Genomic DNA, 16,207 nt, shown 5'->3' on the forward strand with positions numbered 1-16,207 from the left:
AGATGCTATCCTCCAGCAAGGTCAGTTCCACCTTCTACGGCACGAGCCGCCACCGCATGTTGCTCGACCGGCTCATCGTCCACGGGCTCCTCATCTTCTTCGTGCTTCTGGCGCTCGGCCCGATCTGCGTCGTCATTCTGAATTCGTTCAAGACGACACCCGCCATTTTCGGCGGTCCCTTCGACCTGCCGACGGCGTCGACCTTCGGCGTCGACGGCTATATTCGTGTCTTCACCCGTGGCAATTTCTTGCTGAACTATCGCAACAGCCTGATCGTTACGGTCTCGACGATCGTGTTGACTGTGGTCCTTTCGGCGCTCGCCGCCTACGGCCTGACGGAATACCGTCTGAAGATCACGCCAGTGATCGCCGCGCTTTTCGTTGTCGGCATCATGCTGCCGATACGCCTCGGCACCGTACCGATCCTGAAGATCATGATCACATGGGGCCTCGTCGATACGCTGACGGCGCTGATCCTGGTCTATACGGCGATGAGCATACCGATCGCGGTCACTCTGATGATGGCTTATTTCCGCACCGTGCCGACGGAGATCAAGGAGGCGGCGCGCATGGATGGCGCGGGCGAATTCCGCACCTTCCGCATCGTGCTGCCAGTGGTCAAGCCCGGCCTTGCTGCAGTCGCGACGCTAACCATGCTGCCGGTCTGGAACGACCTCTGGTTTCCGCTGATCCTGGCGCCTGGCAAGGCCAACCAGACTGTGACGCTCGGTGTTCAGCAGTTTGTCGGTCAGTTTCTCAGCGACTATCCGGCCCTTCTTGCCGCATTGACGCTTGGCGTCGTGCCACTCGTCGCCCTCTACGTGATTTTCTCGCGGCAGTTCATCAGAGGGCTCAGCCAAGGCGTCGGCAAATAGCGAGGCAAATGGCTGATTGTTTGCGGTTGCGTATCTGTGACTGCTCCTTCTGTCGCTCGTCTCAATCAGGCTCGTACCTGAATGGGCGCAGATCCGCCGAACCGCGGTTTCGCTCGGAAGAAGTGGGGGCGATTTCAAGATCGATCCCGGTGGCGCTTGGAATAGGGAAGATCGGGCCGCGGACGAACGTCGGCCCTGAAGGGACCACTCGGGTGTGGGCGGTCTGACCGGTTCTGCGTCCTGAACTGCGACTATCCGCCATTTGCGTGATCTGAGCTCCGGCACACCTCTTTGTCACCGGCCAATCGTTACGAATCGGCGCGCGGCTTGCGTTCCCGACCAGTTAGGCAGCTCGAAACGGCGAGCGGCGCATCCTGCCATTTCGATATCTGCCATATGTTCATTCGAACGTCTGTCTTTTTGTCAAGGTTCATCCATGTCGGCAAGATGTGTGAGATCGTGCGAAAATGCACGAAGCCCACCGCGATTTTCCCGAATCTCCCTAATTTTGCCGAGCCCGTCGAAGCGTTACTTTGACACGGATGTTCATTTGAACATTAATTGATTGCAATATGAATGTCAGCTGGTAGGGTTTGCGTCGCATTCGGAGCGGGAGGCTCCACGGATCAACATTGGGAGTGAGAGATGAATAAGGCTGCTTGTTATCTATCCGCGGGCCTGCTGAGCCTGTCCTTGAGCGCGCCGGCCATGGCGGCAACCAAGATTCAATGGTGGCATGCGATGGGTGGCGAGAACGGTGCAAAACTGGAGGAGATCGCCAAGGGGTTCAACGCGTCGCAAAGCGACTACGAGATCGTTCCCGTCTTCAAGGGCACCTATGACGAAACCCTGACCGGCGCCATTGCTGCTTTTCGCGCCAACCAGCAGCCGGCGATCGTCCAGGTCTACGAGGTTGGAACAGGAACGATGATGGCCGCGCAAGGCGCGATCTATCCCGTGTATCAGCTCATGAAAGACGAAGGCGAGGCTTGGGACCAGAGCCAGTTTATCGCCCCGGTCGTCGGATACTATTCGGACACGAGCGGCAACGTCCTGTCCTTGCCGTTCAATTCTTCGACCCCTATCATGTATTATAACAAGGATATCTTCAAAAAGGCGGGCCTTGATCCGGAAACGCCGCCAAAGACTTGGGCCGATGTCGAGGCATTTTCCCGCAAGATCATGCAGTCGGGTGCGGCCAAATGCGGTTTCACCAGCGCCTGGATCTCCTGGATTCAGACTGAGAACCTCAATGCGCTGCACGACAAGCCCTATTCGACCAAGGCCAACGGTTTTGGCGGCCTCGATGCAGAGTTCACCTTCAACAATGACCTGACGGTTCGTCATTGGGACAATTTGAAGAAGTGGCAGGACGAAGGCCTGTTCAAGTTCGGCGGTCCCGGCGGCGGCGACAATGCCCCGCCGATGTTCTATTCGCAGGAATGCGCCATGTACATGAACTCATCGGCCGGCCGGGCTGGCGTCGTGAACAATGCCAAGGGTTTCGAAGTCGGTTTTGCCACTCTGCCCTACTATAATGATGTCATCCAGCAGCCTCTGAATTCCATCATCGGCGGCGCCACGCTGTGGACGCTGAAGGGACGGCCAGAGGAGGAATATAAGGGTGTCGCAAAGTTCTACACCTATCTGCAAAAGCCTGAGGTTCAGGCCGACTGGCACCAGTTCTCCGGCTACCTGCCGATCACCGAAGCGGCCTACAAGCTCGGCCAGGATCAAGGCTATTACGCAAAGAACCCTGGCGCGGACATCGGCATCAAGCAGCTGACGCGCGTGACCCCGACGGAGAATTCCAAGGGCATCCGTTTTGGCAATTACGTTCAGGTTCGCGGCATCATCGATGATGAATTCGCCGCCCTTCTGTCAGGCAAGAAGACGGCCAAGGAAGCGCTCGATTCCGTCGTCACACGCGGCAACGAACAGCTGCGTGACTTCCAGTCCGCCAATCAGTAGTCCCCACCGAAGGGCCGGTTCATGCCGGCCCTTCGCCCATCAACCCATCGGGACGTGAGGGCTCATGCAAACCAAACGAACTGTCTTTCCGGGCAAGCTTCTCCCTTATCTGCTGATTGCCCCGCAGATCCTTGTGACGATAGTTTTTTTTCTCTGGCCGGCCGCAACCGCGTTCTGGCAGTCATTCCTGCGCCAGGACGCCTTCGGCTTCAAAACCAGCTTCGTATGGTTTGATAACTACCGTCGCCTGTTCGCCGATCCGCTCTATCTCGATGCCTTCGGCCACACGCTGCTCTTCGCCGTCCTGGTGACGGGCTTGTCGACGTCAATCGCCTTGATACTGGCGGCTGCAGCCGGCCGCGTGCTGCGCACCTCGCGCCTTTACTCGACGCTCCTGATCTGGCCCTACGCGGTTGCGCCGGCGATTGCGGGCATCCTCTGGTGGTTCATGTTCAATCCGTCGATCGGCATTGTCGCCTATCTCCTGCGATCGATGGGCGTCAACTGGAACCATCTGATCAATCCCAACGATGCGATGGCGCTCATCGTCATCGCTGCGACCTGGAAACAGATATCCTATAATTTTCTGTTTTTCCTGGCAGCACTCCAATCCGTGCCGCAGTCCCTGCAGGAGGCGGGCGCCATTGACGGCGCGGGTCCCGTCAAGCGCTTCTGGACGATCGTCTTCCCGCTGATCTCGCCTACGACCTTCTATCTCGTCGTGATCAACATCGTCTACGCGATGTTCGACACCTTCGGCATCATCCATGCAACAACGCAAGGCGGTCCCGCGCGAGCGACCGAGATCCTCGTCTACAAAGTCTATTTCGACGGCTTTATCGGACTTAACCTAGGCTCTTCGGCCGCCCAATCCGTGATCCTGATGCTGATTGTCGTCGCCCTGACAGCAATCCAGTTCCGATTCATCGAGCGGCGCGTACAGTATTGAGGATAACGACGATGGTCGAAAATCGCCCCTTCCTAACTCTTCTTGCGCATCTGGTTCTGATCGTCGGCGTCGTCGTCGTGGTCTTCCCGGTCTATGTCGCCTTCATCGCATCGACACACGGGCCTAACGACTTTCTGTCCGGGGTCGTGCCGCTGACGCCGAGCAGGCATATGATCGAGAACTATTCCACGATGCTGACGGCCGGCATGACGAATGCCGGCGCCCCGCCCATTGGCCCGATGATGCTCAATTCCCTGATCATGGCGATCGGTGTTGCAGTCGGCAAGATTGCGATCTCGATCCTGTCGGCCTTCGCCATCGTCTATTTCAGGTTCCCCTTCAGGACATTGGCGTTCTGGATGATCTTCATCACCCTGATGTTGCCGGTCGAGGTGCGTATCGTGCCAACCTACAAGGTCGTCGCCGACCTCGGCATGCTCAACAATTATGGCGGGCTGATCGTCCCGCTGATCGCGTCGGCAACAGCGACATTCCTGTTCCGCCAGTTTTTTCTCACCGTACCGGATGAGTTGATGGAAGCGGCGCGGGTCGATGGGGCAGGGCCGATGAAATTCTTCTGGGATATCCTCCTGCCGCTATCGATCACCAATATCGCGGCGCTCTTCATCATCCTCTTTGTACTCGGCTGGAACCAGTATCTCTGGCCGCTGATCATCACGACCGATCAGAGCCTTTACACTGTGGTGATGGGAATTCAGCGCATGGCGGCTGTGGCTGATGCCGAGCCGCGTTGGAACCTTGTTATGTCAGCCGTCATCCTGGCAGCACTTCCCCCTGTCCTCGTCATCGTCGCCATGCAGCGCCTTTTCGTTAAGGGCTTGGTCGAAACGGAGAAATAAAAAATGGCAGCGATCAATATAATTGACATCAAGAAGAATTATGGTTCGGTCCCCGCGGTCAGAGGTATCGACCTTTCAGTCGCGGACGGCGAATTCATTGTCTTGGTCGGCCCCTCCGGTTGTGGAAAATCAACCTTGTTGCGAATGATAGCAGGCCTTGAAACAGTCAGCGACGGCGAGATCCAGATCGCCGGACGCAATGTCAACAAGGCGGAACCTGCCGAACGGGACATCGCCATGGTCTTCCAGAACTATGCGCTTTATCCACATATGAGTGTTCGCAAGAATCTTGAATACGGTCTGAAGAATCGAGGCACGCCGAGGACCGAGATCCATCGCCGGATTGCCGAGGTTGCCGAGATCCTCGAGATCGGTCCGATGCTCGAGCGCAAACCGCGTCAGCTGTCCGGCGGTCAGCGCCAGCGTGTCGCAATGGGACGCGCAATCGTCCGCGAGCCTGCTGCCTTTCTGTTCGACGAACCGCTCTCCAACCTCGATGCCAAGCTGCGCGTACAAATGCGCGTGGAAATTCGCCGTCTACAACGTCGGCTGAAGACGACCAGCATCTATGTCACGCACGATCAGCTGGAGGCCATGACATTGGCCGATCGCCTCGTGGTGATGAATGGCGGTCTCGTCGAACAGGTCGGCACGCCGGTCGACGTCTATGACCGTCCCGCTAGCCTCTTTGTCGCGAGCTTCATCGGTTCGCCGCCGATGAACATTCTGCCACTCGAACTGGTCAGGCGAGCGGACGGCGATGGTCTGCTCACTCTGCCGGACGCGACGGATACGCTCGGTATTCGACCCGATGACATATTCACGGAGAAGCCGAGCGAACTGTCTATCCGTCTCGATGCAATAGTCGAACTCCTTGAGCCGATCGGTGGCGAGAGCCATTTGCACATCCGCCTGGACGAAAGCAATCAGACCGCCATTGTTACCGTTCCGGGAAGACCTGACTTTAGCGAAGCCGCCAAAATCCCGGTTTATATTCGCGTTGCATCCATCCATCCCTTCAATCGCCAGACAGGCAGGCGAACGGACGATCTCTGACTCGAAGCCGCGCAAGCACGACTTCGACAATACTGAACTTTATTTTGAGAAGTGAACATGATCACACAGCATATATTGGCTTCGGACTTGGCCAAGAATGAAATCCAGGCTCATCGCGGCGCATCCGCTGTCGCGCCCGAAAACACGATCGCCGGATTCAAGGCGGCAGCCGACCAGGGCGCAGAGTGGGTCGAACTGGATGTGGCGCTACTTGGCGACGGAACCGCCGTCGTCATTCATGACGTAACGGTCGATCGCTGCTCCTCTTCGAAAGGGCACCTCAAGCATATGACAGCCGCCGATCTCTCCGGGATCGATGCAGGCTCGTGGTTCGGCGAGGAATTCAAGGGAGAAAAGATCCCGCTGCTTGCCGATGTCGTACCGGAACTGGGCCGCCTTGGTCTCAACATCAATGTCGAAATCAAGCAGCATCCGCATCAGACGTCGCTCGAGCAGCTGACGAGAACGGTCCATGAGCATCTCCAAAGTCGCGCAGCGCACACGCAAGTGATGATCTCGAGCTTCGATCCTGACGCATTGCGGGCGATGCATAAGCTGGATGCGAACTATGATCTTGCCATGCTCTGGAGCAAGCTTCCCGAGGACTGGGTGGACCGACTTGCCGCTGTGCCGGCGAAGACCATCCATCTCCTTTACAAATCGCTGAGCATCGGATTCCTGGAAGAGGCCGCAACTCGCGGCATCAAAGTTCGCGCATGGACATGCAACGACCCCCGCTTGCTGACGTCCTTCTGGCCGGCAGGGCTGACAGGTGTGATAACCGATGATCCGAGCCTCTTTCTAAAGTAGGGACAGCCGATGGCGCAGCGCATGATCTCGGCGCGACAGCGTGAAATCCTGGCGTTGATCGAGAGTGAAGGGACCCAGTTTATCGAGGAGCTTGCGCGTCGATACGACCTGACGACGCAGACGATACGCCGTGACATCAATACGCTGTGCGACCTCGGTTTTGCACGACGATTTCACGGTGGAGTGGATCTTCCGATCGAGGGCAGCAATATCTCGCTCAATGCACGAGCGCAGTTGAACAAGCGCGCCAAACGGGCGATCGCCAGGCGCCTGGCCAGTGATATCGGTGCGGATTCGACCGTCTTTCTCGGGGTCGGCAGCACCGTTCAGTTCGTGGCCGAGGCGCTGCGCGACCACAAGGGGCTGACCGTCGTGACCAACAATATCCATGTGGCGCTTACGCTCTGCGACGCGCCGAGCGTCGAAGTGCATTTGACGGGTGGCTTGCTACGTCACGACGACCGCGATGTGGTTGGCGCTGACGTCATCAAGTTCATCGAGAAATTCTACGCCAACTATGCGGTCTTTGGTGCCGGTGCACTGAGTGCGACTAACGGTATCATGGATTTCAGCTACGGTGAGGCGCAGATAACCAATGCTCTGATCGAGAATTCGCAGACGCGCTTTCTCGCGGCCGACGTCAGCAAATGGGAGCGCACGGCGGCTGTTCGCGTCGCTCCATTCAAACAACTCAACCGCTTCTACACGGATCGCTTGCCGGGCGAACCGCAGATCCGGCAAGCGCTTGCCGAAAGCGGCGTCGAAATCGTCACAAGCGGCGAGGAAAATTGATGACTTTTGTTGATCGAACTCCATCTGCTGACGAGCTTCGGGGCGTGCGTTACCTCTTCACCGATATTGACGACACGCTGACGACCGACGGACAGTTGCTCCCGGAGACCTATCAGGTGCTTTGGGATCTGAACGATGCCGGTATTGCGGTTATTCCGGTCACTGGCGGTTCTGCCGGTTGGTGTGAGCACATTGTTCGCGCCTGGCCCGTCAAGGCGGTCATAGGCGAAAGCGGCGCCTATGCAGTTTTCCGCCGAGGGCGCGATGTGGTCTTCGACTATTGGGAGGGACAGGCGGTCCAGACCGAGCGTCAACGGCGCCATCTCCAAACGGTCGTCGACATTATCGCGCGTGAGGGCTTGGGCTTTCAGATTGCACATGATCAAGCCTTTCGGCTGGCGGACGTCGCCATTGATATCGTTGGCCACTCACCGGCCGAGGTAGATGGCTTGGCGGCGTGTCTGCGTGACAGTGGGGCAACTGTCGCCATCAGTTCGATCCATATCAATACATGGATCGGCAATTACGACAAACGCTCGATGAGCGAACGTCTCTTGATCGAGGAATTTGGTCTCAGTCCGCAAGCAGTTCCGCTGGCGACAGCTTTTGTCGGCGATTCCCGCAACGATGCACCGATGTTCGGCTACATCGACAATTCCTTCGGCGTGAACAATGTCCTGTCGATTTTGCCGCAGCTCTCACATGCCCCTCGGTGGATTTCGACCCGGCCGGCCGGCCTCGGCTTTGCCGATATCGGGGAGACCATTCTTGCTGCAGCCAAGCATAGAGAGGCTTAGCGCCGGGGCCAGCCGTTAGGATGGTATCGGTTCCGCTACTGGATCTGGAAAGATTGCCGAGGAAACAGCCGGCGTCCTCACGTCCAGGAGGTAGGTCGTGCGAGCGGGATCGGCAGCCCAGGTCCTTGCTGTTGCGATATCGATTTCGGGGGAATGAGCACCGCTGCTCAAGATGCCGATCTGCCGGCGCGCAAATTCCGACCGCCGTCTCGACGGCCTATCCGTAACTGCGTGCGTTGCCTTCCTCATGACTGAGGCCGGCTGCGGTCCAGGCCGCATAAACAAGCCTCAATAGCAGAGTGTACGCAACATCCCTTCAAAATTAGGCTTGCTTTCACAGTTTGGCGCCTGGGGAAGGTGTGATGCGTGACGGCTTTGAGGGCGCACCGCTCGGGAAACGGTGGGTGGCTCGGTCGAACAGCCTGAACAGACAATCGTAATCAGGGGCAGGAGCAGAAACAATTTCACTTCTAAATCCTCTTAGCCGAAGCGCGCCATCTTGGTCGTGCTCCAGGCCTCGAACCCTCGATGAGGTCTGTCTCAATACGGATGAGACGACCAATTCGGTGAGCCTCGAAATCCCGCTTGTACTGAGCCCTCTCTACGCTCCCGACGAGGAGACGTTGTACGAGGCGAACGAGCATTGTTGCGAGAATTCGAGCCTGCTTGCCAACTTCATCCCGACAAGCGACAGCATAGACTGAGTTTCCACAATCGAAAATCAAATTGAGCATGTACTAAAGGACGCCGCGAGACAGGGCCTTCAGGCTCGTCTCGTCATTGCGATGTGATATCCGCTAAACGTCTATCGATTTCATTGGCGATTGAATCAGAAAGACCATGGACCTTCGCGGGCGCTCACAGACGCTTGAAGGAGTTCAGGATGAAGCACCCGATTTTTGTTCTTGTGGTGCACAGGCTTCAAGGGCGATTTCAGTTGGATGAAGCTCGACGGTGAGCTCGATGCCGCGGGGCTGTCCACGAGGATGGCGTGGCGGCCCTGCCGGGCCTCTATTTCACCGGGTTGGATTTCGCCTCTACCCGCAAGTCAGGCATAGTATTGGCGGCCGCCGAGGAAGCACCCCGCCTTGTGGCCCGCATCGCAGGACCGTCGTGACAGCCCCATCGCTAAGCGGTCGCAGCGAAGCGTTCACGGCTGCTGGCATCGGTCACTGACGTTCGGCTGGCCCTATTGCCCGCCCAGTTTCCAACTGTCCCCGGACGGGCAGGCTACGCCATTGAAACGCGTCATGCCGTCGAGCGATTGCCGGCTGGTTACAAAACGGCGACATCCGTCCGGTCCATCGGTACTGGCATCGATCTGTTCGATAACCCCCGCGCTGCCTGTCGACGGGTTGGCCCAGGCAAGCGCGTTTGCGCCGACAGGACTGCGACCGACAGTATCTGCGATCACTGCTTGATCCGTCAAAGGCGCCTCGTGCGGGATTGCTGACTGGGCGAGGGGCGTCTCAAGAGGCTCGATATGTGAGCATGCCGTCAAAGCTGCAATGCTCATGGCCGTGATGAAGTGCTTCGAGTTCATCGGCTGCATAAAGCCTTTCGCCTCTAATATTTCAAGTTACCAAGCGTTCACATTCTGGGGAGACCCGATTGCGGCCGATGAGATTTATCATCGGCCGGCGACGAACAGGGAGATCCACCGTCGCCGATTTAATCACTCATCGAAGCAAAAGGTTCCGCTGCGCAGGACGGTCTTGCCGCACGGATCGCGCTGCCATCGTCTGAAACTCGTGCCAGCGCCTGCGTGTCGATGTATTCGCTGATGGCCGCCACTTTCCCGTTCTCGACGATAATTGTGAGCCAGTCATTCATGAACGGCTTGTTTGTGGCGTTGACACCCGAGTGTCTGTGATGGCGTTCCCGGGAACGGTCCACTCGATGTCTTCGGCCGATAGCGGCAGCAACCCTTCCTTGTCGCCGCTGCTCATTGGATTCTCCGGCTTCTCTTGGGTCTGCGAAAACGAGATCAGTTGAATTTGACCAAGTCCTTGAAGATCAGATGACCCCATTTATTCCCGCGCGCCTGCACGAGCAGTCCGCCTTCGGAAAGTCGGCCGAGGTTGATCGGCGCAAAACCGAGATTTTCCGCAAGCGTGCCGATCTGCTTTGACGCGTCCTCGTCGTCGCTCGCCAGGAACACAACCCTCTTGCCGCCGTGGATATCCGGATCTTGTTCAAGGATCCCGGCGACCAGATGGTTGAACCCTTTGACCACCTTGGCGCCTGCAAACGCGTTCGCAATTACTCTAGCGGAAGGCTGCTCTCCCAGTATCTCAAGGGGCAACCCATAGGCATTGGTAACGTCGACGATGATCTTCCCTTTCCAGTCCGACAGCGCCTTTGCGACACCTGCGTGAGCCTCGAAACGGACTGCCAGAAAGATGACGTCCGCCTTGATTGCGTCCGTCAGTGTCTTCGGGATGATCCCAGGCCCAATCGCGGCGGCCTCAGATGCAAAGCTTTCCGGATCGCGAGTGGTGGCAACGGATACTTCAATGCCGCTTCGGGCGAACGCCTTGGCGAGAGCCTGGCCGATCTTGCCGAAGCCGATGATTGCATAGGTCATAATCTTCTCCCTTGGTTCATGAAATTCCCAGGCGCCCCGCTCGTTTTTCGAAGGCGCAAGCAGGCTGAGCGTCAGAGCTGGGCGAGGCCGCCATCAACGGCGACTTCGCTGGCGGTCATGAAGCTGCTGTCCGGCGACGCGAGGAAAGCGGCCACAGCTGCGATTTCTGACGGATCCGCCATACGCTGGAGCGGGGTGATCGACGCGAAAGCCTTCTGCCCTTCCTCGCCAAGCGCATCCTTCGCGAGTTCGGTCGCCGTTGCACCGGGCGAGAGCACGTTGACACGGATGCCTGTGCCCTTCAGGTCCTCGGCCCAGGTCCGGGCGAGGTTGCGCACCGCCGCCTTGCTGGCACTGTAGACGGTGAATGCCGGGGCGCCCGTGGTGCCTGCGCTCGATCCGGTCAGTATGATTGACCCTCCTTGTCCCATGAGCGGAAGCGCTTTCTGCACCGTGAAGATCGTGCCCTTCACATTGGTGTCGAAGGTGTCGTCGATATGCTCTGCGGTGATTTTGCCAAGAGGAAGCGGACTTCCCGCTCCTGCGTTGGCAAAGACGATGTCGAGTGTGCCGCGCTCGGCCTTCACTGCCGCATAAAGACGATCCAGGTCCGCCTCGTCGGAGACCGAGCCTTGAACCGAGCGGGCATTTGGCCCTAGAGCGGCCAGGGCCGCGACCAGCGCTTCCTGCCTGCGACCGAAGATGAAGACGAAGGCGCCTTCCTCGATGAAGCGCTTCGCCGCGGCACGGCCAATGCCAGTAGCACCACCGGTGATAATGGCAGTCTTTCCGGTTAGTCTGTTCATGTCGTGCATCCTTCGGTGTGTTCCGCGGGTATGGGGAAGTGCCCTGCCAAACCCTGAGAACACCAACATAGGGCCACCGGATTCCGGGTATCAGTGCGCAAGCACGCACAAGGGTGGTGCAAAAACGATCCGGTTTGATTGGCTAGCCGATTTGCTTTCTAAGCGTGCAGAGGTAATTTGGACCGCAAGTAGTTTGGAGGGCGCACCGCTGCGGTGCCGGAATGCACCATGGTTGACTGGGATGACGTTCGATATTTTCTTGCCGTGGCGCGAGCCGGATCAGTCCGGGCGGCTGCCCTGGTTCTCGGCGTGAACCATTCCACTGTCCTTCGGCGTATCGGCCAGCTTGAGGAGCGTCTTGGAGCGCGGATGTTCGAGAAGCTGCCTTCCGGTTATCACATAACGGCGGCGGGGGAAGAGGTACGCGAGCTCGCGGAGCAGATGGAAGCCTCGTCGCATCAGTTGGAGACCCGCGTCCTCGGTCGCGACCAAAGCGTGCGCGGGCTACTGCGGGTGACGCTGGCCCCGACACTTGCGACACACCTCCTCATGCCTGATTTCGCTGACTTCGCGCGCTCGCATCCGGACATCGAGATGGACATCATGTCATCCGGCGACCTTGCGAACCTGACAAGCCGAGAGGCCGACGTCGCGATCCGCGTCGTCTATGACCGCAAGACTCTGCCGCCCAATCTTCACGGCCTGAAGGGGCCGGATGTGTTCGGCGCAATCTACATGTCTCGCGATCTGCTGCCCGCATGGAATGCCGGCGGGCCTGATCCTGTCCGGTGGATCGTCATAAGCGCTCACGGTATTCCCGAATGGGTCCGCCATGGTGAGACCCGTAGTTCAGGCGTGCCGTTCAGGGTCACGGATGCCGAGGCGCAGATCGTCGCGGTGCGGCAGGGGCTGGGAATGACGACGCTGCCTTGCTTCGTCGGAGATGCCGATCCAACGCTGGTGAGGGTACCTCGAACTGACCTGCACATGTACGGCACGCTCTGGCTTCTCACGCAGGGTGAGACACGCAAGACGAAGCGTGTGCGGCTCTTCACCGAGTTCGCCGCTCGCAAGCTTGCCGAGAACGCGTCGCTTCTGGCGGGATCGGGTTAGGTGTCACCATCGCTTCGACCTGGCCCGCCGGACGATCCATGGCGGGCGCCCATCGCTCAATGAAGTACGGCAACCGCGGCCACACCAGCTTCATTAGCGGCCCGGAGGATCGCGCTTCTCAGCTCCCAGCTACTGGCTTTTCCGGTCATCACGTCGACACACGCTTTCACCGCAGATAAAAACTCCTCGCCATCGTCCGACGGCCAGTCTTTCAGCAAAGCGTTGGCAGCCTCCTGCACGGTCCGAACGATCAGCCGTCGGCCGGGATCTTTGAAGATGAGGATGACTTGATCAAATTCGGTAGAGGTGTCGAATTTCATGACGCAATACCCCACGGCGATACGATCGGCCAACACGTTTTGAGCGAGAGAGTTAATCGTATGGTTGCAAATTGTCGCGTGAAAAACGCGTGACAGTGCAATTGAGCCGAAGTGCCCGGTCGGACCGCGCGGAGAGTTTAGTGCACGATTGTATCCCGGTTCGCTCGTCAATGCCTCGACAGACCTTTGAGTGGTGGCAAGTGGGTGCCGGGTGCACGTCGGTGCGACGTGCACAGCTGTGCGAGACCAGCTCGCGTGGATGACTGTGAAAACTCGGCGAACCGGAAGTGGAAAGTGCCTGGAATTCGACGCCGGTGCGTGCCGAATTTGAAATACGGCCCGAAGAGAGGGTAGTTGTCCTTCTTCTTCAGGGGTCGCGCCGATATTGCCTCTGACCGATACTTCCCCCTGGGTCAATGAGATCCAGCATTACCAGCATATTCGCCCTAAAGTCGGAGATCGACGCAATAGACTTTATTCGGGCGTTGGTTGACTCGGAATAATAACGTCACTTTTGTAGAGGTCGCGACTGGTGCCGGACCTGCCCGCAAGCGGAACACCGCCTCGTTGACAAGCCGGTCCGGTGTCTCCTTTCCGGGCGTGACGCGGTCACGGGTGCGTGGAGCAAGATGCCGTATTTCAAAGCAATCGCTGCCAGGCAGTTCTGCTACCGAAGGCCGTTTCCGTTCCTGATGGTGCAAAATGCGTCGACATCATTGCGATCGGACGCACCCCAACCGTCGTCCGATTATGGTAGGGTTGATAAGCAACCCGCGCGACTGTGGATCGCAACAACCGAATCCCGAAGGCAGCCCCAAGTGAGAACCGCAATCGTCAGCCTTGTTTCTGCGACGATGATGTTGAGCAGCGGGGACGAAGCGGACGCTCGCCGGAAGGATCGGGATGATAATCGCCCACGCAAAACCTGCGAACAAATGCAGGATCGCTTGTCGCGAACGACAGGCGGCAAGAGACCCGGTGATGAAGTAGAGAAAAAAGCGAAAATCATAAAGCGGATGCAGAAGCGCGGCTGCTCCTAGTCTTTGCGACCGGTATGCGCGCGGCTGTTTCGGTGACTGCCTTGAGCTTCACTCCCAGTCAGACAGGGCGATGTGACGAAATGGAGACCAGGTTCCTGCCATCTATATTCGGCTGATATCCATCGATCAGTTCTTACGGTGGGTTGGAACTTAACTCTTCGTCGCGAGCAAGACGCGCGGACCGTACAGCCGGGGACCCAAGCCCTATAGTCCCGCTAAAGCCGGCTGTGCGGTCCGCCTGCATCTGCAATCTGCCTTTTAGAAATTAGATCGGCGGCATGAGTATCCAGAACGGGCGGGCGGGCTCGGCCGCCGACGCATCACGCTAGCTCTGACGTCCCGAGTAAAGCTGAAGAATCGTACTCGGTCCCCGATTGGCGATCTGAAGTGCCTGGACGGACAGCTGTTGCTGGGTTTGTTGGGCCGTCAGCCTCGCGGATACTTCTTCCATGTCTGCATCGACCAAGCGTCCGATACCGGATGTCATGCTGGCCTGAAGATGGCTGACGAAATCCGACTGCATGCCCAGGCGCTTGTCGAGGGAGCCAAGGACGCTGCCGCTGGTCGTCGATCGATGGAGCATATATTCGACGCCAACCAGGTATTCGTCGACAGTGAAGCTTGAGGTCGTTACATCGACTTCGGCGAGATCGAATTCCAAAGCCCAGGTCGGATTGGACGTGACATTCCCGACCATGACGCGGGCGGCGCGATTGCCTGCTTCCGGAAACATTGTCCGATCCGCGGAAAACGTCAGTTGGTTGCCCGACGTACTCACCGAAAGGCCCATCCCGGTCGTGACGTATTCTATGACGGTCGCGAGGTCCGCGGCACTTCCAACTGTGCCGTCCGTCGTGCCGAGTGCCGCATCGACGGTCGCACGGTCGATCGTGAAGGATTGAGGCGCGCCGGGGCCGACCTGAGCGTCGAAGAAAATCTGCGACGTCGGCGATACGGTGAACGGCTTGGTGAAATCGAACCACGCTTCCGGATACATATTGTCGTGGTTCTGCCTCGGCGGGTTTTCCAGGCCCATGGCGAAGCCTGCGGGATACGAGCTTCCGAGATTGGATACGACATTGGAGATATCGATGCTGGAACCTGGATGACCGGAAGTCTCAAGGGAACCGATCTCAAAGACATCCGTTGCTGTCGTCGAGCCTGTGAACATTGTCTCGTTGGCGGTCGCTTTGACAGCGTTGTCGGCGAATACTTTCTGGAGCACTTTTCGCATCTCTGCACCGTCATGGATCGTGCCGTCGCTCGTGCCTAGCGCGGAGTCGATGACCGTCTTGTCGATCCTCAGCCCGGAATAGGTGATACCTCCCGAAAGCGTGCCTGCATCCACGACCAGATCGAACGTGATGTAGTCCGTGGTGCCGAAAGTCGCCGGGCCGGTGAAACTGTGGCTTTCGTGGCCTTCGTGCGCCACGGAATTGATGCCCGTGCTTCGGAAGCCGCCGATGTCGCCGACACCGCCAAGCTCCTTCTGCAGGATGCCGCCGCCTCCGGCGTTCAGCATGCTGGTGTTCTTAAGGTTCACCTTTGTCGTCGTGACGGCCACCGCTCCATTCTCCGAACGGACGAAGGAAGAGGCCACATCGGTTGCAAGTTCGGTGGTTTCCATCAGGTGCGTCGAAGCGTTGGTACTCAGCCAGTTCTGGCCGCTGAAGCTCGCCGATATCACGGCTGCCTGCGCCTGCGCGCTAAGCTGGTTGAGTTCGTCCTGAATTTTCGATTTGTCGACGCCTTTTTCCTTGGCCGCAACGAGTTTGGCTTTGAATTCACCAAGGATGTCGATGATGGACGACGTCGCGGCATAAGCCGTGTCGACCGTCGCTGCCCCCAATTCGATGGCGTCGGATACAGCCGAGAATGCCCTGTTGTCCGACCTCATCGTTGTCGAGATCGCCCAATAAGCCGCGTTGTCTGACGCCTTTTGAACTCGGAGGCCGGAGCTGACTTGATGCTGTGTTTTCTCAAGTCCCGCGTTGACGCTTCGAAGCGTCTGAAGTGCGGCGATGGCGGATGTGTTCGTCAGAATGCTGGTCACGTTAAAGCCCCGTGGGAATAGGCTAGCCCCCGGACTTCAGCCGGTCCGGCGCAAGCTGCTAGCGATGTCGGAACACTTCAACGGTTAACCACTGGGGGTGCTCGTCATCATGGCGAGACCGTTACGCATAGACCTTGAGGGTCGAAACTCGTTACTGTGGGTTGCGATTTCAATCGTC

General features: G+C 58.1%; 15 protein-coding genes. 9 read left to right on the forward strand and 6 right to left on the reverse strand.

Going from position 1 to position 16,207, the window contains the following annotated elements:
• The first annotated feature begins 2 nt into the window (after positions 1 to 2).
• The 8 genes from AC1DF8_RS12480 (at position 3) to AC1DF8_RS12515 (ending at position 8,110) form a co-directional block, all read left to right on the forward strand.
• Positions 3 to 875: a carbohydrate ABC transporter permease gene (locus AC1DF8_RS12480; protein ID WP_478153772.1), complete on the forward strand. Its 873-nt coding sequence runs from the start codon at positions 3 to 5 to the stop codon at positions 873 to 875.
• 645 nt (positions 876 to 1,520) lie between these two features.
• The gene (gene ugpB / locus AC1DF8_RS12485) at positions 1,521 to 2,846 is read left to right on the forward strand and encodes a sn-glycerol-3-phosphate ABC transporter substrate-binding protein UgpB (RefSeq protein WP_478153773.1); all 1,326 of its coding nucleotides are present in this window, start codon (positions 1,521 to 1,523) and stop codon (positions 2,844 to 2,846) included.
• Positions 2,847 to 2,910: 64 nt separating this feature from the next.
• Entirely contained in the window at positions 2,911 to 3,795 is an 885-nt protein-coding gene (gene ugpA / locus AC1DF8_RS12490; RefSeq protein WP_112970482.1) for a sn-glycerol-3-phosphate ABC transporter permease UgpA, read from the forward strand.
• An 11-nt stretch (positions 3,796 to 3,806) separates the two neighbouring features.
• A complete protein-coding gene (gene ugpE, locus AC1DF8_RS12495; RefSeq protein WP_478153774.1) occupies positions 3,807 to 4,655 on the forward strand; it encodes a sn-glycerol-3-phosphate ABC transporter permease UgpE in 849 nt (282 codons plus the stop codon).
• Between the two features lie 3 nt (positions 4,656 to 4,658).
• Positions 4,659 to 5,711 (forward strand): sn-glycerol-3-phosphate import ATP-binding protein UgpC, encoded by a 1,053-nt coding sequence (locus AC1DF8_RS12500; protein ID WP_478153775.1) that lies wholly within the window; start codon positions 4,659 to 4,661, stop codon positions 5,709 to 5,711.
• Between the two features lie 57 nt (positions 5,712 to 5,768).
• On the forward strand, positions 5,769 to 6,521 hold the full coding sequence (locus AC1DF8_RS12505; protein WP_478153776.1) for a glycerophosphodiester phosphodiesterase family protein: 753 nt from the start codon (positions 5,769 to 5,771) through the stop codon (positions 6,519 to 6,521).
• 9 nt (positions 6,522 to 6,530) lie between these two features.
• Positions 6,531 to 7,313, forward strand: a complete 783-nt coding sequence (locus AC1DF8_RS12510; RefSeq protein WP_478153777.1) for a DeoR/GlpR family DNA-binding transcription regulator — start codon at positions 6,531 to 6,533, stop codon at positions 7,311 to 7,313.
• Entirely contained in the window at positions 7,313 to 8,110 is a 798-nt protein-coding gene (locus AC1DF8_RS12515) for an HAD-IIB family hydrolase (RefSeq protein ID WP_478153778.1), read from the forward strand. The genes AC1DF8_RS12510 and AC1DF8_RS12515 overlap by 1 nt, the downstream gene beginning before the upstream one ends.
• Before the next feature lie 1,189 nt (positions 8,111 to 9,299).
• Here AC1DF8_RS12515 and AC1DF8_RS12520 read toward each other — a convergent pair.
• The 4 genes from AC1DF8_RS12520 to AC1DF8_RS12535 all read right to left on the reverse strand — a co-directional run bounded on the left by AC1DF8_RS12520 (position 9,300) and on the right by AC1DF8_RS12535 (position 11,503).
• A complete protein-coding gene (locus tag AC1DF8_RS12520; protein ID WP_018114424.1) occupies positions 9,300 to 9,662 on the reverse strand; it encodes an RT0821/Lpp0805 family surface protein in 363 nt (120 codons plus the stop codon).
• 119 nt (positions 9,663 to 9,781) lie between these two features.
• Positions 9,782 to 9,943, reverse strand: coding sequence for a hypothetical protein (locus AC1DF8_RS12525; protein WP_478153779.1), 162 nt, complete (start codon positions 9,941 to 9,943; stop codon positions 9,782 to 9,784).
• 154 nt (positions 9,944 to 10,097) lie between these two features.
• Positions 10,098 to 10,697 (reverse strand): NADPH-dependent F420 reductase, encoded by a 600-nt coding sequence (locus tag AC1DF8_RS12530; RefSeq protein WP_478153780.1) that lies wholly within the window; start codon positions 10,695 to 10,697, stop codon positions 10,098 to 10,100.
• Between the two features lie 71 nt (positions 10,698 to 10,768).
• Entirely contained in the window at positions 10,769 to 11,503 is a 735-nt protein-coding gene (locus tag AC1DF8_RS12535; protein ID WP_478153781.1) for an SDR family NAD(P)-dependent oxidoreductase, read from the reverse strand.
• Between the two features lie 228 nt (positions 11,504 to 11,731).
• Between AC1DF8_RS12535 and AC1DF8_RS12540 the strand changes: the two genes are divergently transcribed.
• On the forward strand, positions 11,732 to 12,616 hold the full coding sequence (locus AC1DF8_RS12540; RefSeq protein ID WP_478153782.1) for a LysR family transcriptional regulator: 885 nt from the start codon (positions 11,732 to 11,734) through the stop codon (positions 12,614 to 12,616).
• Between the two features lie 56 nt (positions 12,617 to 12,672).
• On the opposite strand, the gene AC1DF8_RS12545 is transcribed toward AC1DF8_RS12540, so the two are convergent.
• Both AC1DF8_RS12545 and AC1DF8_RS12550 read right to left on the reverse strand, forming a co-directional pair.
• The gene (locus tag AC1DF8_RS12545) at positions 12,673 to 12,936 is read right to left on the reverse strand and encodes a DUF982 domain-containing protein (RefSeq protein ID WP_029616346.1); all 264 of its coding nucleotides are present in this window, start codon (positions 12,934 to 12,936) and stop codon (positions 12,673 to 12,675) included.
• A 1,365-nt stretch (positions 12,937 to 14,301) separates the two neighbouring features.
• The gene (locus AC1DF8_RS12550; RefSeq protein WP_478153783.1) at positions 14,302 to 16,029 is read right to left on the reverse strand and encodes a flagellin N-terminal helical domain-containing protein; all 1,728 of its coding nucleotides are present in this window, start codon (positions 16,027 to 16,029) and stop codon (positions 14,302 to 14,304) included.
• Between the last annotated feature and the right edge of the window lie 178 nt (positions 16,030 to 16,207).

The organism is Rhizobium sp. 05N49 (assembly GCF_056396805.1).